The organism is Brevundimonas vitisensis (assembly GCF_016656965.1).
Lineage (GTDB): Bacteria > Pseudomonadota > Alphaproteobacteria > Caulobacterales > Caulobacteraceae > Brevundimonas > Brevundimonas vitisensis.
Window position 1 is genome coordinate 1,835,282 of sequence record NZ_CP067977.1, and the last position, 20,158, is coordinate 1,855,439.

Consider the following 20,158-nt stretch of genomic DNA (forward strand, 5'->3'; position numbering starts at 1 on the left):
TGTGAGCTAAGGGTCGATTTTCGGGGGCTCGATGGACACCTTCTTCCTGTTTCTGCTGGTCGGCCTTTTGGCCCAGGCCGTGGATGGTGCCTTGGGCATGGCTTACGGCGTGATTTCGTCCTCGGTCCTGCTGGCCCTGGGCGTGCCCCCGGCCATGGCCTCGGCCAGCACCCACGGGGCCGAGGTCTTCACCACCGCCGCCTCGGCCGGCAGCCACGTCTGGCACAAGAACATCGACTGGCGGCTGTTCGTGCCCCTGGCCATCGCCGGGGTGATCGGCGGCTGCCTGGGGGCCTATGTCCTGACCGGCATCGAGGGCAACGTCATCAAGCCCTTCGTCATCGCCTATCTGGCCCTGATCGGCGTCTATATCCTGTGGCGGGCGAGCCATGACATCCGCCCCCGGCGCATTCCGACCTGGTTCGTCGGGCCCCTGGGCGTGATCGGCGGCTTTTTCGACGCCATCGGCGGGGGCGGCTGGGGCCCCACCGTGACCTCGACCCTGGTCGGCGCCGGTCAGGACCCACGCCGCGCGATCGGCACGGTCAATACGGCGGAGTTCTTTCTGACCGTCGCCATCTCGGCCACCTTCGTCTGGGCCATCCTTACCGGCCACTGGAGCGAGGCCGGGGCGCTGGAGAACCACGCCGCCGCCATTGCGGGCCTGGTCGCCGGCGGCCTGATCGCCGCCCCCTTCGCCGGCCTCATCACCAAGCGGGTGCCGCGCCGGGCCCTGACCTATGCAGTCGGTGGCCTCCTGATCTTTCTGTCCCTGTTCCAGGGGGCCCAGCTGGCGGGGCTGATCGGCTGATCGATCAGGCCGGCCGGGTGTCGATGAAGCTGGCCCGAGCCTCCAGCGTCTGGCTGAGGGCCACCAGGCCCGGCCGGCCCGTGCGCCAGTCGTAGTCGGGATGACGGAAACCGATCCAGGCCACGGCCACCCCGGCGGTGATTCCGCCCAGGTCCAGCGAATCGGCCGCGATATCTCCCGACTGAACCGCCGCCTCCATGGCATCCAGGGCCCGGCCCATGTTCAGGGTCCAGCGATCGATCCAGGAGGGCGAACGCTCCTGCTCGGGACGGCGCTTCTCCAGCACCAGCTTGACCCCCATTTCCAGCGCCGCCGAACCCAGGGTCTCCATCCGCCGCACCCGCAGCCGATCGGCTCGATCCTGTGGCAACAGGCCAGGCCCCTCGCCCAGCCCGTCCAGATAGTCGCAGATCAGCGGGCTGTCGGTGATCGGCAGGCCGTCTTCGGCGATCAGGGTGGGCACCTGAACCACCGGATTGGTGGCCAGCAGCTCGGGCGCATTGGCATAGGGATCGACCGCGATCTCCTCGACCCGCGCGGCCAGCCCCTTTTCGCGGATCACGATCCGGCATTTGCGAGCGAAGGGGGACGGGGTGGTGATGTAGAGTTTCATGGGACCGATCAGGGATGAGGTTGGAGGGCGTCCAAGACGCGCGGTCGCCCCCGCGGACTATGCTGCCGAATACAATGGGTCGTCACGGCCAAATCGTATCGGGCGTGACGGCTACCTGCCATCGCCAGACAGGATCGTACGTCACTCACCCCCGGGATGGTTCAGGTCTCGACGATGCGGCACCGCTTGGGGCCGGTGGTGCCCTATTCCGCCGCCGCCAGGCCCACCGCCTCGGCCGCTCGCGCGGCATTCAGTTCGGCCGCCTTTTCTTCGACGCGGGCGACGATCTCGTCGATCATGCCGTCATTGGCCTGTTTGTGAGCGATCTTGCCGTTCAGATAGATCATGCCCGCCCCCTTGCCGCCGCCGGTGAAGCCGACGTCGGTATAGAGGGCCTCGCCCGGTCCGTTCACGACACAGCCGATGATCGACAGGCTGAGCGGCGTCGAGATATGGGCCAGCTTTTCTTCCAGCACGGCGACCGTCTCGATCACATTGAACCCCTGCCGGGCACAGGACGGGCAGGCGATGATGTTGACGCCCCGGTGACGCAGACCCAGCGACTTCAGGATGTCGAACCCGACCTTGATCTCCTCGACCGGGTCGGCGGCCAGGCTGACCCGGATGGTATCGCCGATCCCGGCCCACAGCATATTGCCCAGGCCGATGGCCGACTTGATGGTGCCGGACCGCAGCGGCCCTGCCTCGGTCACGCCCAGGTGCAGCGGGCAGTCGATCGCCTCGGCCAGCTGCTGATAGGCGGCCACCGTCAGGAAGGGGTCGGACGCCTTCACCGAGATCTTGAACTCGTGGAAGTCGTGATCCTGCAGGATCCGGGCGTGGTTCAGGGCGCTCTCGACCATGGCCTCGGGGCAGGGCTCGCCGTATTTTTCCAGCAGTTCGCGTTCCAGCGACCCGGCATTCACCCCGATCCGCATCGAACAGCCATGGTCCTTGGCGGCCTGGACCACGTCGCGCACGCGCGCGGCATTGCCGATATTGCCGGGATTGATCCGCAGACAGGCGGCGCCCGCCTCGGCCGCCTCGATGCCGCGCCGGTAGTGAAAGTGGATGTCGGCGACCAGGGGCACGCGCGCCTCGCGGGCGATGGTGCGGAAGGCGGCGGTGGAGTCCTCGTCCGGGCAGGAGACGCGCACGATGTCGGCCCCCGCCTCTTCCAGCTGGCGGATCTGATCGATCGTCGCCGCCGCATCCGTGGTCGGGGTGTTGGTCATGGACTGGACGCTGATCGGCGCCCCGCCGCCCACCTCCACGCTGCCGACGCGGATCTTGCGGCTGATGCGGCGTTCGATGTGCCGCCAGGGTCGGATATGGGAATGATCGCTCATGTCAGCCGACAAGATAGGCGCTGATCGACGACAAGACCACGACCAAGGGCGACACCATCGTCCCGGTCGGCAAAAAGCCTCAGCCCCCGGTGGTCTCGGCCATGGCCTGACGGGTGTCCACCAGAACCTCTGCTGCGGCCTGGCGGGCGGCCTCGGTCCGCAGGGCCACCTCGGCGGCGGCCTGACGGGCCAGGTCCTGGGCCCGGTTGTTCAGCTGGGCCAGCGGGGTCAGCGCCTGTTCCAGCATGCCGCCGTGCTCGCCGTTCAGATAGACGTCGAAGGCCGTGGGATCGGACACATCCACCACCGCCTGGACCCCGATCGGAGCGCGCCAGGCCTCGCCGGCCGCCAGCTGGCGGGCGAACAGGACACGGCCGTCGGACATGCGGACCACGATGCCGGCGGCCTTGCGCGCCTGGATCACCACCTGCGAGGCCGTGGCCGCCGCGCCATAGACGGCACCGCGCGGGTTGAAGGCCTTCTGCACCGGCGGCGCATTGGCGGCCAGGGCGGCAGCCGCGACGGCGGCGGGATCATTGGGGTCGACACCGGTCAGCTGGGCCTCCAGCCCCGGGGTGACATAGAGGGCGGGGGTGGTCTGGTCCGGCGGGGCGGGCTGGGGGCCACTGAGGCGCACCAGGCCTTCCTGGCCGGGAACGGCGCCCAGGGTCCAGCTTTCGGGCGTCGAGACGATGTCCGAGGGCTGCACCGTGCGGATCAGGCTGACCCGCTGGAACACGTTCCAGCCGATGATGGCCACGGCCAGCAGGGCGATCACCCCGATGACGCGCGGCGAATAGCGTTTGACCTCTTCGAAGGCGACGCCGACCGGTGCCTGCAGCGGCACGGACGGGTCGGGGCTTTCGCGCTTGAACCGCTCGACGGCCAATTGCTCGTCCAGGCCCAGGGCGGCCGCATAGGAGCGGACATAGCCGATCGAAAAGACCCGCGAAGGCAGGATCGACCAGTCGTTCTGTTCCAGAGCGGTCAGATAGCGGACATGGACCCGCGTCAGGGTCGACAGCTCGGCCAGGGACCGGTCGGAGCGTTCGCGCGCGCTGCGCAGGGCATCTCCCAGAGTCGCGGCGTCCGTGACGGGAGGCACAGGGTCCTTCCAGTCGGGATGTGCCCGAAACTCGTCGGGGATGTTCCCCGTATCCAGCGCCATGACGCCTGACCCTATACTCGGCACGGCCTGCGAAGCGGGTGCCGTACTCAACCGAGGACCGTTTACCAAACTTGGGTGACGGTTCTCGCCTCCCCCCGGAGGAATACCGAACGCGTCTTGTGGATAACTCATAAGGGTCGCCCGTTCAACGGTTTGTTAAGCCTGAATCCCGCTGCGGGACGGCTCAGACGGCGACGTTCAACTTCCGGGCCAGAGATTCCAGTTCATTGCGGATCGATCCGGCGGACGATCCCAGCAGGGCCGCCATGCCGCGCCGGGCCGCAGGCAGGTCGGTGGACAGGATCATGCGCTTGACCGGCCCCACACCCCCCGCCGGGGCCGACAGGCGCGTAAAGCCCAGGGTCAACAGCGCAAAGGCCTCGAGCGGACGCCCGGCCAGCTCGCCACAGACCGACACGGGGGTGCCCGTCTCCAGGCATTTCTTCTGGATCTCGGCCAGGGCGCGCAGGGCAGGCGGCGACATCGGGTCGTACCGGTCCGAGACCAGCGGATTGGTCCGGTCGGCGGCGAACATGTATTGCAGCAGGTCGTTGGTCCCGATCGAGACGAAGTCGGTCAGCGGCAGCAGGGCATCCAGATGCCACAGCAGGGACGGACATTCGATCATGGCCCCGACCCGCAGCAGGGCCGGCAGGGCCCGCCCCCGGCGCCGCGCCCATTCGCATTCGATGTCCACCAGCTCCCGCCCGGCGCGGAACTCGTCCACCGTGGCGATCATCGGGAACATGACCCGCAGCTCCCGCCCCGCGCCCGCCGCCAGCAGGGCCCGCAACTGCATCCGCAGCAGGGCCGGACGGTCCAGGCCCAGGCGGATCGCCCGCCGCCCCAGGGCCGGGTTCTCCTCCCGCTCCGATTCCAGATAGGGCAGGACCTTGTCCCCCCCGATGTCCAGGGTGCGGAAGGTGACGGGCCGGTCGCCCGCCGCATCCAGCACCAGTTTGTACAGCGCCGTCTGGGTGTTCAGACGCGGCAGTTCCTCCGACACCATGAACTGGAATTCGGTGCGGAACAGGCCGATCCCCTCGGCGCCCGTCTCGTCCAGGTTCTCCAGATCGACGGCCAGTCCCGCATTGGTCAGCAGGGTGATCCGGGTGCCGTCGGCGGTGACGGCGGGCACATCGCGCAGCTTGGCGAACTCGGCCTGGCGCTGGTCGCGCACGGCCATCCGCGACTGGGCCGAATCCAGCATATCGGGCCGGGGCCGCAGATGGGCCTCGCCCGTCTCGCCGTCGACGATGACCAGATCACCTTCGCTGAGCCGGTCGCGCACCCCCATCAGACGCCCGACGCACGGGATTTGCAGCGCCCGGGCCACGATGGCGGCATGGCTGGCGGCCGAGCCCTCCTCCAGCAGCAGGCCTCTCAGCTTGTCGCGGGGATATTCCAGCAGGTCCGCCGGCCCCAGGTTCCGCGCCACCAGAATGGCGTCGTCCGGCAGGTCCCGCTCGCCCGGACGGTCGCCCGCCATGACCCGCAGCAGCCGGTTGGCCAGGTCCTCGAAGTCGTGCAGCCGTTCCTTGATGTAGGGGTCGCGCGCCTTGGCGAAGCGGGCGCGGTGTTCGTTCCGGACCCGGTCCACCGCCGCCTCGGCCGTCAGGCCCGAGCGCACCGCCTCCTCCAGCGACCGGTTCCAGCCCCGGTCATCGGCGAACATCCGATAGGTTTCCAGCACCTCGAACGACTGGCCCGCCAGCTTGCCCTGGCCGCCGTCCAGCATGGCGTCGATGCTAGCTTTCAGCGCGGCCAGCGAGTCCTTCAGCCGGACCTCCTCGGCCACCGGATCGTCCGACAGCAGCCGCTCGGGCGGCAGGGGCGCCTCGTGCAGCACCACATGGCCAAACGCCAGACCTTCGGCGAACCGCTGGCCCTTCAGCCGTTCGGGACGGTGCGGGGCCACCTCAACATCGCGCAGCTCGTCCTGGGCCAGCAGCTCGCCCGAGGCGACCGTCTCGGCCAGGACCATGGCGATGGTCTGGATGTCCTCGACCTCGTCCTCGTCATAGCGGCGCTCGGCCCGGTTCTGCACGACCAGGACGCCGATGGCCCGCCCGCCGCGCAGCAGGGGCGCCCCCAGAAAGGCGTGATAGGGGTCTTCGCCCGTCTCCGGCCGATACGAGAAGCTGGGATGGCTGGGCGCGTCCGACAGGCTGATCGGCTGGGCCATCCGGGCCACCTCGCCGACCAGACCCTCGCCGGGACGCAGGCGGGTGGCGTGGACAGCCTGGGGGTTCAGCCCCTGGGTGGCGAACAGCTCCAGCTCGCCCGAGCCGCGCCGCAGATAGATGGAGCAGACCTCGGCCACCATCGACTGGGCGATGGTCCGCACGACCGTATCCAGCCGCTCCTGGGCCGGACCGCCCCCGGCCATGGCCTCGCGGATCTGGCGCAGGAGGTTTCTGGGCCCCCTCGTCGTCAATCCGCCGCCTTTCAGCATGGCCTCTCCCGTTCGCGACCCATCCATCGGGTGCCGATGTCGATCATCCTATCCCTATAGGACCGCCAGCCCATAGGCCGAATGCGTGAACTTAAACCCCATCCAGCCCATAGGCCGCGTGCAGAGCGCGGACGGCCAGTTCGGCATAGGCGGCGTCGATCAGGACGCTGATCTTGATCTCGGAGGTCGAGATGGCCTGGAACTTGACGCCCTTGTCGGCCAGAGCGCGGAACATGGTCTGGGCGACGCCGGCATGGCTGCGCATGCCCACGCCCACCACCGAGACCTTGGCCACGTCTTCATCGACGCGGATTTCCTCGAAGCCGATGGCGGTCTGGTGCGTGCGCATCAGTTCAGCGGCGCGGCTGGCGTCGCGGCGACCGGTGGTGAAGGTCAGGTTCACCGTGCCCTCGGTACGGGCCTGGCTCTGCACGATCATGTCGACATTGACGCTGGCCTCGGCCAGGCGCGTGAAGACGTCGGCAGGGGCGTCGGTGCGGTCCGACAGGCCCAGGAGGGTGATCCGGGCCTCGTCGCGGCTCATGGTGACCCCCGACACGATACGTTTTTCCACGATTTCCTCCTCGTCGCAGATCAGGGTGCCGGCACCGGCGGGCAGGTATCCGTCCTCGTCGGGTTCGACGAAGCTGGACAGGACGCGCACCGGCACCCGCTTGGCCATGGCCAGTTCGACCGACCGGGTCTGCAGCACCTTGGCCCCCAGAGAGGCCATTTCCAGCATCTCTTCGTATGAGACGCGGTTCAGCTTGCGGGCCCGGGATTCGATGCGCGGGTCGGTCGTATAGACCCCGTCCACATCGGTATAGATGTCGCACGGACAGTTCAGCGCAGCCGCCACGGCCACGGCCGAGGTGTCCGAGCCGCCGCGGCCCAGGGTGGTGATCCGGCCTCCGCGGGTGACGCCCTGGAACCCCGGCACCACCGCGATCTCTCCGGCGTCCATCGCGGCGCCCAGCACCTCGCCCGGCACGTCCTCGATCCGCGCCCGGCCATGGGCGTCGTCGGTCAGGATGGGGATCTGCCAGCCCATCCAGCTGCGGGCATTCAGCCCCATGTTGCGCAGGGTCAGGGCCAGCAGGCCCGCCGTCACCTGTTCGCCCGAGGCGACCACCACATCGTATTCGTCGTCGGACAGGGGCAGTCCGGCCGCTGCGGGTCCCGCCCCGTCGGTCCAGGCCACCAGTTCATTGGTCTTTCCCGCCATGGCCGAGACGACGACCGCGACCTGTTTTCCGGCCCGCGCCTCTGCCGCCACGATCCGGGCCGCCCGGCGAATCCGCTCCAGGTCGCCCATCGACGTCCCGCCGAACTTCAGCACCAGTCGATCTGATGGCATCCGCGTCATCGTGGCGAGCCGCTCCGTCTTGCATGAAGGGGCCCGCCGGTTCATCCCTCGGCCCATGGCCGCTTCTAACGACCCCCTTTCGCAGCGCAAACCCCAAAGCGACACCGCAGGAACACCTGTGGGACCGCACGGGGCGTCGATCGACCCGGCCGATGTCGCCCGGTTCGCGGCCCAGGCGGCGGAATGGTGGGACCCGAAGGGCCCGTTCGCCCCTCTTCATCGCTTCAATCCGGCCCGTCTGACCTTCGTCCGCGACCAGGCCGCTGCCCATTTCGGACGCGACCCCAGGGCGCGCGCCGCCTTCCAGGGCCTGAGCCTGCTGGACATTGGCTGTGGCGGGGGCCTGATCGCCGAGCCGATGCGCCGAATGGGATTTGCAGTCACCGCCGTGGATGCCGCGCCCGAGAACATCGGCACGGCCCGGGCCCATGCCGAACAGTCGGGCCTGGACATCACCTATCGCGCCGCCACCGTCGAACAGCTGGAGGCCGAGGGGGCCGGGCCCTTCGACGTTGTACTGACGCTGGAGGTGATCGAGCACGTCGCCGATCCGGCCGCCTTCATCCGGGCCTGTTCGCGCCTGGTCGCGCCGGGCGGCATACTGATCGTCGCCACCCTCAACCGCACGCTGAAGGCGCTGGCCCTGGGCAAGGTCGCGGCGGAATACATCCTGCGCTGGGTCCCGGCGGGGACCCACGACTGGCGTCAGTTCATCAAGCCGGACGAGCTGCGCGCCATGCTGGCGAGCGAACCCCTGACCGTCACCGGCCCGTTCGGCCTGGCCTATGATCCGCTGGCGGACCGTTGGAGTCAGGGGGACGATGCCGACATCAACTATATGATGGTCGCAACCCGCGACTGAGGCGGTTCATTTCGGGTTCATCGACCTGACATCGAAGTAACGGGACAGCCAAGCTGTGCCGTGGAATTAAGAGGCTTCTCTCAAACGGAGCTGTTCCATGAAACGTCTCATCACCCTGACCGCCCTTTCCGCAACCCTGGCCGCCGCCCTGATGACCAGCGGCTGCATCACCGTGATCGACGCCGGCGACAGCGACGGCGTGAACTGGAACGGCCAGAACGCCCAGCCCTTCGAGGCCTCCAAGGAAGCCTGCGAAGCCGTCCACGGCGACAACAGCAACAGCACCGGCTTCATCACCTGCATGGCCGAAAAAGGCTGGACGCGCGACTGATCAGTCCAGTCGGCGAACCATGTAGCGGGCGCTCGCACCATATCCGGCCAGGCGCGCCCGCAGCGCCTCACTGTCATGGACGACGAACCCGTGGCCCTGCCAGAAGGCCACGGCATCGTTCACGGCAACCAGCGTCAGGGCGGGCCATCCGTCCGATCGCGCGTGCTGCGCCAGCCGCTCGACGACGGGCCGCGAGAACCCTCCGCCCCTGGCCGATGACGCAATCGCCAGATCATGCAGATAGAGGACGTCGGCATCCTCCGGCAGGGCCTCGATCAGGGTGTTGAGGGCGGGTATTTGCTCGCGCCGCCATGGGTAGGCGATCAGATAACCGCCGACGGTGTCCCGGTCGTCGGTCAGGACGAAACAGCCTGCCGGATTCAGTGTCAGCCGGTTCTGGAAACAGTCGCGACCTTCGAAATGATCGGGAAATCCGACCCTGGCGATCTCGGCCACGGCGTCCAGATCGGCAGGCGTCATCGCGCGCCAGGCATGGGACGCCATCAGTTCAGGCTCTCGGGATCGGGCGGAGCGGGAGGCAGGGCCGCACAGGGAATGCCGTCTTCCTTCAGAGAGCGCACCTCGGCCGGGGTCGCCTGACCATAGATGTCGCGCTTTTCGCTGCGGCCCTCATGGATGGCTCGCGCCTCGCGGGCAAAGGCGTCGCCGACATTGTCGAAATTGGCCTCGACGTGGGCACGGACCTCACGCGCCGCCGACATCATCATCGCCTGCATCCGGGCCAGGGCCTGCGGGTCATCGGCGCGCCGGGTGCCCGTCACAGCGGGGGCCATGATCTGCTTGCCGACTCGATTGGTCCCACAAAAGGGACATTCGACCAGCCCTCGTGACGACTGATCGTCATAGTCGGACGACGACCCGAACCACGCCTCGAATTCGTGCTCGGCCTCGCATTGAAGAGCGTATCGGATCATGCCGGACCCGCAAATTCCCGATCATGAGACAACTGCGGCACCGAGCGGCGTGCGGTCTCGACCGCCGACAGATCCAGCTGCAGCGACAGAACGCCCGGCGCGTCGTGGTCCAGCACGCCCAGCACCTCGCCCCACGGGCTGACCGCCAGGGTCCTACCCCAGGTGCTGCGGCCATCCTCGTGCAGACCGCCTTGGGCCGGGGCCAGGACGAAGGCCCCCGTCTCGATGGCGCGGGCCCGCAGCAGGGTCTCCCAGTGTGCCCGCCCGGTCGGCACCGTAAAGGCGGCGGGAACGGCAATCACCTCGGCCCCTGCCTTGGCCAGACGGCGGAACAGCTGCGGAAAGCGCACGTCGTAGCAGACGCTGAGGCCCAGACGGCCCCACGGCATTTGGGCCACGGCGGCGGCATCCCCGGGCCGGATGCCTGCGCTCTCGCGATAGCTCTCGCCATTGGGCAGATCGACATCGAACACGTGCAGCTTGTCATAGCGGGCGACGATCCGGCCGCCGGGGTCGATCAGCAGCGACCGGTTGGCCGCCCGGTCGTCCCCGGCATGGCCGGACCGCACGATGGCCGAGCCGATCAGCAGCCATACCCCCAGTTCCGCCGCCAGACCTTGCAGGCCCAGGACGCAGACGTCCTGGTCCTCATCGCTCAGGACCAGGGCACGGCGATCGCGGCGCTGCTCGAGGAAATTCGTGCCCTCCGGCGTCAGGATGAGCTGGGCCCCATCAGCCGCGGCCTGACGGATCAGAGGTGAAACATGATCCAGCCCCCCCTGCGCCGTTGCGGGGGTACGCGTCTGGATCAGGGCGATGTCCAGCATGTGCGACATCAGGCCGCCAGAAGAGGATCCAGACCGCCGCGGGCATCCAGCGCATGGATGTCGTCAGAGCCGCCGATGTGTTTTCCGTCGATGAAGATCTGGGGGAAGGTGGTGCGCCCGCCCGACTTCTGGATCATCTCGGCCTTCTTTTCCGGATCATTGGAGGCGACGATATCGGTGAAATCGACACCCTTCTTCCGCAACAGCGACTTGGCGGCCGTGCAATAGGGACAACCGGGCTTGGTGTAGAGGACGACGTCGGCCAATTTCAAAACTCCTGGTTCGGACTGATACCTTCTATCTAGGCAGTTCGCGCGCGTTTCGCACCCGGGCAATGACGGCCAGATCCACGGCGCGGGCTCCGGCGGCCAGAAGGGTGCGGGCACAGGCTTCGGCCGTGGCCCCTGTGGTCAGCACATCATCGACCAGCAGCAGATGCCGACCCTTGATCCGGCGACGCCCCGCCTCGGTCACGGCAAAGGCGGTGCGGACATTCATTCGCCGTCCCCGCGCGCTCTTGCCGCCCTGGCTGTCCGTGGGACGGGCGCGGACCAAGGCATCGGGCAGATAGTCCAGCCCGGCCGACCGGGCCAGCGGGCGGGCCACCTCTGCCGCCTGGTTGAACCGCCGCGACAGGAGCCGCATCCGATGCAGCGGCACGGGCACCACCGCATCGGCATCGGCCAGAAGATCGGCGGCCGACCGACTGATCCAGCGCGCGAAAAGGGGGGCGAACCGCTGCTGGTCTCCATGTTTGAACTTCAGGATCAGCCCCCGCGACGCCTCGTCATAGACACAGGCCGCCCGGCCCCGGCCAAAGGCATAGGGGGCCGCCAGACAGGCCGGACAGCGATCGGCCGCAAACGCCCCGCCATCGTGATCAAAGGCCGCGCCGCAGCCGTCGCAGACCGGTGCCTCCAGAAAGGTCACCCGGCTCCAGGCCCCCGGCGTCAGCCCCGCCGAGGCCGTCGCCTCGGGGCTGTCATGGGCCAGTGGCGGCAGGATCAGATCGGCCACCCCTCGCCCCAGGGACCGTGCGGCCAGGCTCAGGCGACCACTGGCCGCTTTCCATCCGTCGCTCCAGCCCCCATCGTAGGACGGCATGACCTCGAACCCCTCCCCTTCCGCCGGCCCGCCGGTCATCTTCGACGCCCGCCGCCGCGCCGCGCGTCTGGCCCGGTCGCAGACCACGATCGGCACCGCCGATTTCCTGCATCGCCGTGCCGCCGACAATGCGGTGCACAGCCTGGAGGCGATCCTGCGCGATTTCGACGGGGCCGTCGACCTGTCAGCCCATCCGTCCGTCTTTGCAGACGTCCTGTCGGACAGCGTCGCGGCACCCCGTGTGGGCACCGTCCGACAGGCGGGAGATCCTTCGGCCCCCGGCGCGGCACCCCTGGCGCTGGCGGACGGCGCGGCCGATCTGGTGGTCTCGCTGATGACCCTGCACTGGGCCAATGACCTGCCCGGCGCCCTCAGCCAAATCCGCCGGGCCCTGCGGCCGGACGGCCTGTTCCTGGGCACCCTTCTGGGCGCCGGGACGCTGAAGGAGTTGCGCGGCGTTCTGACCGAGGCGGAACTGGCCGAGCGCGGCGGGGCCCAGGCCCGCGTCTCGCCCTTTGCCGACGGCTTCGACGGGGCCGCCCTGTTGCAGAGGGCCGGATTTGCTCTGCCGGTGTCGGATGTGGACCGGGTGACCGTGCGCTACCCTAATCTGTTCGCCCTGATCCGCGACCTGCGCGCCATGGGCGAGACCAATGTCCTGGCAGGGCCCACGCGCCCCCTGACGCGATCGATCGTGGCCCGCGCCGCCGCCCTCTATGCCGAACGCCATGCCGAGGCGGACGGACGCATTCCCGCGACGTTCGAGATCGTCCACCTGGCCGGCTGGGCCCCGCACGACAGCCAGCAGAAGCCCCTGCCGCGCGGCTCGGCCAAGATGCGCCTGGCCGATGCCCTGGGGGTCGAGGAGGTCGGCCGCCAGAAACCGTGACGCACAGGGCGTCAGCCGCCCATACCCTCGCGGATCGCGTCCATGGCCCGATTGAAGATGCCGCTGCCCGTGCCGCCGAAGGCGCTGAGCGCGCCCAGCATGACCAGGAACATCAGCGCCATGATGATCCCGTATTCCAGGGCCGTGGCCCCGGAGCGGTCCTGAAGGAAACGGGCGATGAGACGTCGCATCGGCCCTCCGGGCGTCACAGAAGGTCGCGCAGCCAGGCGACCAGGGGTTCGTCGGCGGGCGGCATCGGATAGTCCGACAGCCGGTTCGGCCTGACCCAGGCCAGGGCCGCATGCTCGCGCCTCTGGACGATCCCGGACCAGCGCCGACACAGGTACAGTGGCATCAAAAGGTGAAACGATTCATAAGCGTGGCTCGCGAACACGAACGGAGCTAGGCAGGCGGCATTGACGTCGATGCCCAGCTCTTCGTGCAGTTCACGGATCAGGGCGTCTTCCGGCCGCTCGCCCGGCTCGACCTTGCCGCCCGGAAACTCCCACAGCCCGGCCAGTTGCTTGCCCTGTGGCCTCTGGGCGATCAGCACCCGCCCGTCGGCGTCGATCAGGGCCACGGCAACGACCAGGACGGTAGGCAGGCTCTGGCTCACGAGCGATAGTCGCCGTTGATCTCGATGTAGCCCTTGGTCAGGTCGCAGGTCCAGACGGTGGCCGAGGCGCGGCCTGCGCCGACATCGACGGTGATGTCGATCTCGGACTGCTTCATATAGGCGGTCATCTTGGCCTCGTCGTAGGTCGGCGCAACGGCCCCGTCGATCGCCGCCTGGTGCGGGCCGAAGCGGATGGCCAGATGGTCGCGGTCGACCGGTTCGTCGGTCTTGCCCACCGCCATGACGATCCGGCCCCAGTTGGCGTCCTGGCCGGCGATGGCCGTCTTGACCAGGGGGCTGTCGGCGATGGATTTGGCCAGTTTCCGCGCCGAGGCGGGGCTGGCGGCACCGTCCACGGTCACCTTGACGAATTTGGTCGCACCCTCGCCGTCGCGGACCAGCTGGTGCGCGAGATCCAGCATCACCTTGTCCAGGGCTGCCGAAAAGGACTTCAGCCGCCGGTCGCCGACCCGCCCGATGCGCGGCGCGCCCGAGGCCCCGGTCGCGAACAGAAGGCAGGTGTCGTTGGTCGAGGTGTCGCCGTCCACCGTCACGCTGTTGAAGGTGGTGCGGACGTGCAGGCCCAGCAGGGCCCGCAGCACCGGCGGGGCGATGGCCGCGTCCGTGACGATGAAGGCCAGCATGGTCGCCATGTCGGGGGCGATCATGCCCGACCCCTTGGCGATGCCGGCGATCCGGACCTTGTAGCCCTCGATCTCGGCCTCGGCATAGGACCCCTTGGGGAAGGTGTCGGTGGTCATGATGCCCCGACCGGCGGCCGCCCACTGCTCGGTCGGATGGACGTCGGCATCCAGCCGCGCCTCGATATCACCCAGCCGGGTGGCGATCTTGCGATCGTCCAGCAGGACCCCGATCACCCCGGTGGAGGCCAGCATCACATCGCGCTGACGACAGCCGAACCGTTTGGCCACTTCCGAGGCCGTCCGACGTGCCGCATCGGCCCCCGGCTTTCCGGTGAAGGCATTGGCGCACCCGGCATTGACGACCAGGGCGCGCACATCCTTGCCCCCGTCCTCGGCGTCCAGATGGCGGCGGCACCAGTCGACGGGGGCCGAGCCGACCTTGTGCCGGGTGAAGACGCCCGCGCAGGTGGTCCCGCGCGCGAACCGGAATACCACCAGGTCGTCGCGTTCATGCTTGTAGAAGCCGGCGCGGGCCGTCGCCATCTCGACCCCGCCGATCGGGGGGATGATCGGAAACGGCACGGCCAGCGGCGAAACGGCCAGGCCCGGCTTGCCCGGTGCGGCCGGCGGCGTCGCCACAGCGGGGGCCGGGCGGGTCGTGGCCCGTTTCAGTGCCGTGGCCAGGGGATCCAGTGCCTTTTCCAGCGCGGCCTCGATGGACTGCCCTGCCTTGCTGGCGCCCGTCTTGTTCGGCGTGGTCTTGTTCGTCGCGGTTTTCGCGGTGCCGGACTTGTCTGGATTTCGGCTCATGAAGCGGCCTTGGGCGCGGGGGTTTCGACCGGGGCGGGGGCGGGGGCCGCAGCGGGCGCGGGCACGCGCGGTGCCGACGCCGGTTCCTGCAGCTCGGGGGCCACATCGCCGGACAGGAGGATTTCCACCTCGGCCCCGCCACGCAGCTCCTCCAGCAGCTGGCGCACCCCCTCATAGGTCAGATAGCGCACGATCTGGGGCCGGGCCTGGTCCAGGGTCGGCGGGCTTTCGCGGCGGCGATCCTCGACCCGCAGCACGGCCCAGCCGCCCTCGGTCTGGAACGGGCCTACGGTCGATCCGGCCGGCTTGTCGCGAAGAGCGCTGGCATAGGCCTGGGGCATGACGTCCAGCGTCGAATAACCTAGGTCACCGCCCGAAAACTGCGTCGCCTGATCGATCGAGCGCTGCATGGCCAGGGCCTCGAAGGCCGCCCCCTGGCCCAGCATGCCGATGACTGCATCCGCCTCGGCCCGCGTGCGCGACAGGATCAGCCGCACGCGAATCTCTTCCGAACTGCGCGCCAGCCGCAGCTGCTCCTGATACAGGGTCTCGACCGCCTGATCCGAAATGGCCCCGTCGATGGTGGTCTCGATCAGGACGTCGCCCAGGATACGGTCGCGCGTCGCCTGCAGCCGCCGCTGCACCAGCGGGCTGTTGTCCAGACCCCGACGCTCGGCCTCCGCGGCCAGCAGGCGTTGGTCGACCACCTCGTCCAGCACGCGGCGGAACAGGACCGAGGTCACATCGAACGGCTCGCCTTCTCCGATCAGGCCCTGGGCCACGGCTTCGCGGCGCACGTCGGAGGCCCAGATGGTCTCGCCCTGGACGCGGGCCACCGCCCGGTCGCCCGGCTCGGGCGCGCGATCGTCGCCGCCCCCGCCGCCGCAGGCCGCCAAACTCAGGCTCACCACCGCCAGAATGGACAGGATCGGGGTCTTGGAAAACCGGTTCAAAAGGGCCATGGCGCGCTCCTGTCCCCTGATCCTGCGGGCGAATTGCGTCGAACGCAAAAAGCCCCTCGCGTTGACAGGGATAAGGCCGGTGCTTAAGTCCCGCCTGCGCCCAAGTCGAGGGGTTTTCGATCGTCTGCGCGGCCCCATGACGCGCGCCTCGTTTTGAAGGCGTCCGGGGCCTGTGGACGGCTCGCCGACCCCCGCATTCCATTCCCGGCCCGTTCGGGCCCCCGTTCAGAGCTTTCGCACCGCTCGACCGCTTACCGGATACCCCATGCTCGGCTTCGCCAAGAAACTGTTCGGCTCCTCCAATGACCGCAAGGTCAAGGGCTTCATGGCCCAGGTGCAGAAGATTAACGCCCTGGAACCCAAATTCGCCGCCCTGTCGGACGGCGAGCTGCGGATGATGACCGACGCCTTCAAGGACCGGCTGGAGAAGGGCGAAACTACCGACCAGATCCTGAACGAGGCCTTCGCCGTGGCGCGCGAGGCGTCCAAGCGGGTGCTGGGCCAGCGTCAGTACGACGTACAGCTGGCCGGCGGCATGATCCTGGACGAAGGCGGCATCGCCGAGATGCGGACCGGCGAGGGCAAGACCCTGGTCGCTATCGCCCCGGCCTATCTGAATGCCCTGACCGGCAAGGGCGTCCACGTCATCACCGTCAACGACTATCTGGCCCGCCGCGACGCCGAATGGATGGGCCGGGTCTATCGCTTCCTGGGACTGGAAGTCGGGGTCATCGTCAACGGCCTGTCGCAGGGCCAGCGTCAGGCCGCCTATGCCGCCGACATCACCTATGGCACCAACAACGAGTTCGGCTTCGACTATCTGCGCGACAACCTGGTCTATGACCGGCGCGAGATGGTGCAGCGCCCGCACCATTTCGCCATCGTCGACGAGGTCGACTCCATCCTGATCGACGAGGCCCGCACGCCCCTGATCATCTCGGGCCCGACCGAGGATCGGTCGGACCTGTATTTGATCGTCGACGGCATCATCAAGGAACTGATCCAGGACAAGTCGACCTACGACCTGGACGAGAAGCAGCGCCAGGCCCTGCTGACCGAGGAAGGCTCCGAGAAGATCGAGGAGATCCTCGAGGCGCGCGGCCTGTTCGCCGCCGACACCACCGGCCTTTACGATGCGGCCAACATCACCCTGGTGCACCACATCAACCAGGCCCTGCGCGCCAACACCCTCTACACCCGTGACAAGGACTATATCATCCGCTCCGGCGAGGTGATGCTGATCGACGAGTTCACCGGCCGCATGATGCAGGGCCGCCGCCTGTCCGAAGGGCTGCACCAGGCGATCGAGGCCAAGGAAGGCGTCAAGATCCAGCCCGAGAACCAGACCCTGGCCTCGGTCACGATCCAGAACTATTTCCGCCTCTACGAAAAGCTGTCCGGCATGACCGGCACGGCCGCCACCGAGGCTCAGGAATTCCTCGACATCTACAAGATGGACGTCCTGGAGGTCCCGACGCACCGCCCGGTCATCCGCATCGACCACGACGACGAGGTCTATCGGACCTTTGACGAAAAGAACCGGGCCATCGCCCACCAGATCGCCCAGTGCCATGTGAAGGGCCAGCCGATCCTGGTCGGCACCGTCTCGATCGAAAAGTCCGAGACCCTGTCCGAACTGCTCCAGACCTATGAGTACAAGGTCGAGACGGGCCGCACGCTCAAGCCGGCCTATGTCGGGCGTGAGAAGGAAGCCCAGAAGCTGGGCGACGAGGCCTATGACATCACCTATGCCACCGGCCGGGGCATTCCGCACAATGTGCTGAACGCCCGTCAGCACGAACAGGAAGCCTTCATCGTTGCCGATGCGGGCCTGCCCGGCGCGGTCACGATCGCCACCAACATGGCCGGACGCGGCACCGACATCCAGCTGGGCGGCAACCTGGAAATGCGCATGCAGCGCTGGCGCCAGGATCAGCGCAACATGGCCATCGAGATCACGCCCGAGGCCGAGGCCGCCGTCGAGGCTCAGTACCGCGCCGAGATCGAGGAGCGCCGTCAGGTCTCCCTGGCCGCCGGGGGCCTGTTCGTCCTGGGCACGGAGCGTCACGAAAGCCGCCGCATCGACAACCAGCTGCGCGGCCGGACGGGCCGTCAGGGCGACCCCGGCACGTCGAAATTCTTCCTCTGCTGCGAGGACGACCTGCTGCGCATCTTTGCCGGCGACCGGCTGGATTCGATCATGCGGTCCTTCGGTGTGGCCGAGGGTGAGGCCATCACCCACCCCTGGCTGAACCGCGCCATCGAGACCGCCCAGAAGCGCGTCGAGACCCGCAACTACGACATCCGCAAGAACCTGCTGAAATACGACGACGTCGTGAACGACCAGCGCAAGGCCGTGTTCGAGCAGCGCCAGGAGTTCATGGACGCCGAGGATTCGTCCGAGCTGATCACCGAGTTCCGCAACGACGCCATCCACGATCTGGTCGAGCGGTTCATGCCGCCCAAGGCCTATGCCGAACAGTGGGACATCGACGGCCTGAACGAAAAGGTGAAGTCGACCCTGGGTCTGGATGTGCCGCTGCACGACTGGGCCGCCGAGGAAGGCGTGTCCAATGAAGAGGTCGAGGAACGCCTGCTGGCCGCCGCCGACGCCCGTGTGGCCGAACGCCTGGGCCAGATCGGCGATGCCCAGATGCGCGGCCTGGAAAAACAGTTCCTGCTGCAGATGATCGACATGCAGTGGCGCGAGCACCTGGTCCACCTGGACCATCTGCGCGGCGTGATCGGCCTGCGCGGCTATGGCCAGCGCGATCCGCTGAACGAGTACAAGACTGAGGCCTTCAGCCTGTTTGAAAGCCTTCTGTACGACCTGCGCCACAATGTGACCCGCTGGCTGATGACGGTGGAGTTCCGCTTCCAGCCGCCGCCCGAACTGCCCGAGTTCCAGGAGATCCACCTGAATCCCGGCACCGGCGAGAACGAGATGGCCAATCCCGCCGCCCAGGCGCCGGAAGGCGTGCTGCAAGGCGACGACCGCGCCCGCCTGCCGGTCGAGGCCCTGCCCCCCGGCTGGCAGCGCACGTCCCGCAACGCCGACTGCCCCTGTGGCTCGGGCCGCAAGTTCAAACACTGCCACGGGGCGCTGGTCTAAGACCCTCCCCGTCTCCTCCCTGTCGCGGCGCGATAGGGAGGAGACAGCGCACCGACCGTGCTAGAGGTGTGCCATGACCTACAAGCCCCTCTTCTCCCGCGCCCTGTCCCTGGCTCCCGAGCGGCTGCATTTCGCCGCGCACAGCCATCACCTGTGGCCCGACGCCTCGTTCGACGGGCAGATGCGGGCGTGGATGGAAGCCAACCAGCACGCCGATCGCAAATGGGACCTGATCTTCGGAGAGGCCATTCCCCAGGCCCAGGCCCATGTGGCGCGCGAGCTGAACCTGTCTGACCCCGAGACGGTGGTGTTCTCGCCCAACACCCACGACTTCCTGCTGCGCATCTTTTCGGGCTTCGAGCGCCGCCCGGTGCGGATCCTGTCCACGGACGGCGAATTCCATTCCTTCCGCCGCCAGGCGGAGCGCTGGGAAGAAGCGGGATTGGCCTCGGTGCACCGCGTGCCGCTGGAACCCTTCGACACCTTTGCCCAGCGTTTCGTCAGCGAGGCGGAAGCGGCCCAGTTCGACTGGATCGTCGTCAGTCAGGTCTTCTTCAAGACGGGTCAGGCCTTTGACGGGCTGGAGGCCCTGGCCGCCCTGGCCCGGCCCGAGGGGCCCTGGGTCCTGGTCGACGGCTATCACGGCTTCATGGCCACCCCGACCGACCTGTCGGCGGTCCAGGACAAGGTCTTCTATGTCACCGGCGGCTACAAATACGCCATGACCGGCGAGGGGGCCGGCATCCTGCACGCCCCGCCGGGCTTCTGCGAACGGCCGGTCGAGACAGGCTGGTTCGCCGAGTTCGGCAATCTGATGGGCCCACCGGACGGGGTGCAGTACCGGGCCGACGCCGGCCGCTTCTGGGGCGCGACCTTCGATTCCACGCCGCTTTACCGGTTCAATGCCGTCCGCACGATGCTGGACGACCAGGGCCTGACCACCGCCGCCATCTCCGAACACGCGCTTGGCCTGCAGCGCCAGTTCCAGGAGGCGGTCCGGGCCGGATCGGCGGGACGGCTGTCACAGGCGCGGATCGTCAATCCGGTCGAGGGCGATGGACCGCGCGCTCGCTTCCTGGCCCTGCGCCATCCGGAGGCCCAGACCTGGCGCGCCGCCCTTCTGGCCGCCGATGTCGTCACCGATGTGCGCGACGACACGATCCGCTTCGGCTTTGGTCTCTATCAGGACGCGGACGACGTCGAGCGCCTGATCAGCGTCTGCGCCCGCGTCCTGGTCTGAGCATTTAACCGAGCCACCCCCAACTGCCCGTCATTCCGGGGCGCTCGAAGAGCGAACCCGGAAC

Annotated in this window: 20 protein-coding genes; 6 read left to right on the forward strand and 14 right to left on the reverse strand. The window is 68.2% G+C overall.

The window, feature by feature from the left end:
• Window positions 1-31 precede the first annotated feature (31 nt).
• Window positions 32-811, forward strand: coding sequence for a sulfite exporter TauE/SafE family protein (locus JIP62_RS09275; RefSeq protein ID WP_201101917.1), 780 nt, complete (start codon window positions 32-34; stop codon window positions 809-811).
• Between the two features lie 4 nt (window positions 812-815).
• On the opposite strand, the gene JIP62_RS09280 is transcribed toward JIP62_RS09275, so the two are convergent.
• The 5 genes from JIP62_RS09280 to JIP62_RS09300 all read right to left on the reverse strand — a co-directional run bounded on the left by JIP62_RS09280 (window position 816) and on the right by JIP62_RS09300 (window position 7,753).
• On the reverse strand, window positions 816-1,424 hold the full coding sequence (locus JIP62_RS09280; protein ID WP_201101918.1) for a glutathione S-transferase N-terminal domain-containing protein: 609 nt from the start codon (window positions 1,422-1,424) through the stop codon (window positions 816-818).
• Between the two features lie 203 nt (window positions 1,425-1,627).
• Window positions 1,628-2,773: a flavodoxin-dependent (E)-4-hydroxy-3-methylbut-2-enyl-diphosphate synthase gene (ispG, locus tag JIP62_RS09285; protein ID WP_201101919.1), complete on the reverse strand. Its 1,146-nt coding sequence runs from the start codon at window positions 2,771-2,773 to the stop codon at window positions 1,628-1,630.
• Between the two features lie 79 nt (window positions 2,774-2,852).
• On the reverse strand, window positions 2,853-3,941 hold the full coding sequence (locus tag JIP62_RS09290) for a helix-turn-helix domain-containing protein (RefSeq protein ID WP_201101920.1): 1,089 nt from the start codon (window positions 3,939-3,941) through the stop codon (window positions 2,853-2,855).
• A 184-nt stretch (window positions 3,942-4,125) separates the two neighbouring features.
• Entirely contained in the window at window positions 4,126-6,330 is a 2,205-nt protein-coding gene (ptsP, locus tag JIP62_RS09295; protein WP_407932732.1) for a phosphoenolpyruvate--protein phosphotransferase, read from the reverse strand.
• A 157-nt stretch (window positions 6,331-6,487) separates the two neighbouring features.
• Window positions 6,488-7,753, reverse strand: coding sequence for an aspartate kinase (locus JIP62_RS09300; protein WP_201104675.1), 1,266 nt, complete (start codon window positions 7,751-7,753; stop codon window positions 6,488-6,490).
• Window positions 7,754-7,817: 64 nt separating this feature from the next.
• On the opposite strand from JIP62_RS09300, the gene ubiG reads away from it, so the two are divergent.
• Together ubiG and JIP62_RS09310 are read left to right on the forward strand one after the other, a co-directional pair.
• The gene (gene ubiG / locus JIP62_RS09305; protein WP_201101921.1) at window positions 7,818-8,624 is read left to right on the forward strand and encodes a bifunctional 2-polyprenyl-6-hydroxyphenol methylase/3-demethylubiquinol 3-O-methyltransferase UbiG; all 807 of its coding nucleotides are present in this window, start codon (window positions 7,818-7,820) and stop codon (window positions 8,622-8,624) included.
• Window positions 8,625-8,721: 97 nt separating this feature from the next.
• Window positions 8,722-8,955, forward strand: coding sequence for a hypothetical protein (locus tag JIP62_RS09310; protein ID WP_201101922.1), 234 nt, complete (start codon window positions 8,722-8,724; stop codon window positions 8,953-8,955).
• On the opposite strand, the gene JIP62_RS09315 is transcribed toward JIP62_RS09310, so the two are convergent.
• From JIP62_RS09315 to JIP62_RS09335, 5 genes are read right to left on the reverse strand one after another with little or no spacing between them, the layout of a single operon-like run.
• Window positions 8,956-9,459 carry a GNAT family N-acetyltransferase gene (locus tag JIP62_RS09315; protein ID WP_230974710.1) on the reverse strand — a complete coding sequence of 168 codons (504 nt, stop codon included), beginning with the start codon at window positions 9,457-9,459 and terminating at the stop codon, window positions 8,956-8,958.
• On the reverse strand, window positions 9,459-9,890 hold the full coding sequence (locus tag JIP62_RS09320; protein ID WP_201101923.1) for a DUF1178 family protein: 432 nt from the start codon (window positions 9,888-9,890) through the stop codon (window positions 9,459-9,461). The genes JIP62_RS09315 and JIP62_RS09320 overlap by 1 nt, the downstream gene beginning before the upstream one ends.
• Window positions 9,887-10,726, reverse strand: coding sequence for a carbon-nitrogen hydrolase family protein (locus tag JIP62_RS09325; RefSeq protein ID WP_201101924.1), 840 nt, complete (start codon window positions 10,724-10,726; stop codon window positions 9,887-9,889). The genes JIP62_RS09320 and JIP62_RS09325 overlap by 4 nt, the downstream gene beginning before the upstream one ends.
• Window positions 10,726-10,983 carry a glutaredoxin 3 gene (gene grxC, locus JIP62_RS09330; protein ID WP_201101925.1) on the reverse strand — a complete coding sequence of 86 codons (258 nt, stop codon included), beginning with the start codon at window positions 10,981-10,983 and terminating at the stop codon, window positions 10,726-10,728. The genes JIP62_RS09325 and grxC overlap by 1 nt, the downstream gene beginning before the upstream one ends.
• A gap of 31 nt (window positions 10,984-11,014) precedes the next feature.
• Window positions 11,015-11,821 carry a ComF family protein gene (locus JIP62_RS09335; RefSeq protein ID WP_201101926.1) on the reverse strand — a complete coding sequence of 269 codons (807 nt, stop codon included), beginning with the start codon at window positions 11,819-11,821 and terminating at the stop codon, window positions 11,015-11,017.
• On the opposite strand from JIP62_RS09335, the gene JIP62_RS09340 reads away from it, so the two are divergent.
• Window positions 11,820-12,710 carry a methyltransferase domain-containing protein gene (locus JIP62_RS09340; RefSeq protein ID WP_201101927.1) on the forward strand — a complete coding sequence of 297 codons (891 nt, stop codon included), beginning with the start codon at window positions 11,820-11,822 and terminating at the stop codon, window positions 12,708-12,710. The genes JIP62_RS09335 and JIP62_RS09340 overlap by 2 nt on opposite strands.
• 11 nt (window positions 12,711-12,721) lie before the next feature.
• Here the strand turns inward: JIP62_RS09340 and JIP62_RS09345 are convergent, their stop codons facing one another.
• Genes JIP62_RS09345 through JIP62_RS09360 form a run of 4 tightly spaced genes read right to left on the reverse strand, consistent with a single transcriptional unit; the run spans window position 12,722 to window position 15,742 of the window.
• Window positions 12,722-12,901 (reverse strand): Flp family type IVb pilin, encoded by a 180-nt coding sequence (locus tag JIP62_RS09345; RefSeq protein ID WP_201101928.1) that lies wholly within the window; start codon window positions 12,899-12,901, stop codon window positions 12,722-12,724.
• Between the two features lie 14 nt (window positions 12,902-12,915).
• Complete coding sequence (locus JIP62_RS09350; protein ID WP_407932733.1) at window positions 12,916-13,314, reverse strand: (deoxy)nucleoside triphosphate pyrophosphohydrolase; 399 nt, start codon at window positions 13,312-13,314, stop codon at window positions 12,916-12,918.
• A gap of 8 nt (window positions 13,315-13,322) precedes the next feature.
• Window positions 13,323-14,780: a bifunctional glutamate N-acetyltransferase/amino-acid acetyltransferase ArgJ gene (gene argJ / locus JIP62_RS09355; protein WP_201101930.1), complete on the reverse strand. Its 1,458-nt coding sequence runs from the start codon at window positions 14,778-14,780 to the stop codon at window positions 13,323-13,325.
• A complete protein-coding gene (locus JIP62_RS09360) occupies window positions 14,777-15,742 on the reverse strand; it encodes a peptidylprolyl isomerase (protein WP_201101931.1) in 966 nt (321 codons plus the stop codon). Before JIP62_RS09360 ends, argJ begins: the two co-directional genes overlap by 4 nt.
• A 265-nt stretch (window positions 15,743-16,007) precedes the next feature.
• Between JIP62_RS09360 and secA the strand changes: the two genes are divergently transcribed.
• Both secA and JIP62_RS09370 read left to right on the forward strand, forming a co-directional pair.
• Window positions 16,008-18,854, forward strand: a complete 2,847-nt coding sequence (secA, locus tag JIP62_RS09365; RefSeq protein ID WP_201101932.1) for a preprotein translocase subunit SecA — start codon at window positions 16,008-16,010, stop codon at window positions 18,852-18,854.
• Window positions 18,855-18,927: 73 nt separating this feature from the next.
• Complete coding sequence (locus tag JIP62_RS09370; protein WP_201101933.1) at window positions 18,928-20,094, forward strand: aminotransferase class V-fold PLP-dependent enzyme; 1,167 nt, start codon at window positions 18,928-18,930, stop codon at window positions 20,092-20,094.
• Window positions 20,095-20,158: the final 64 nt, after the last annotated feature.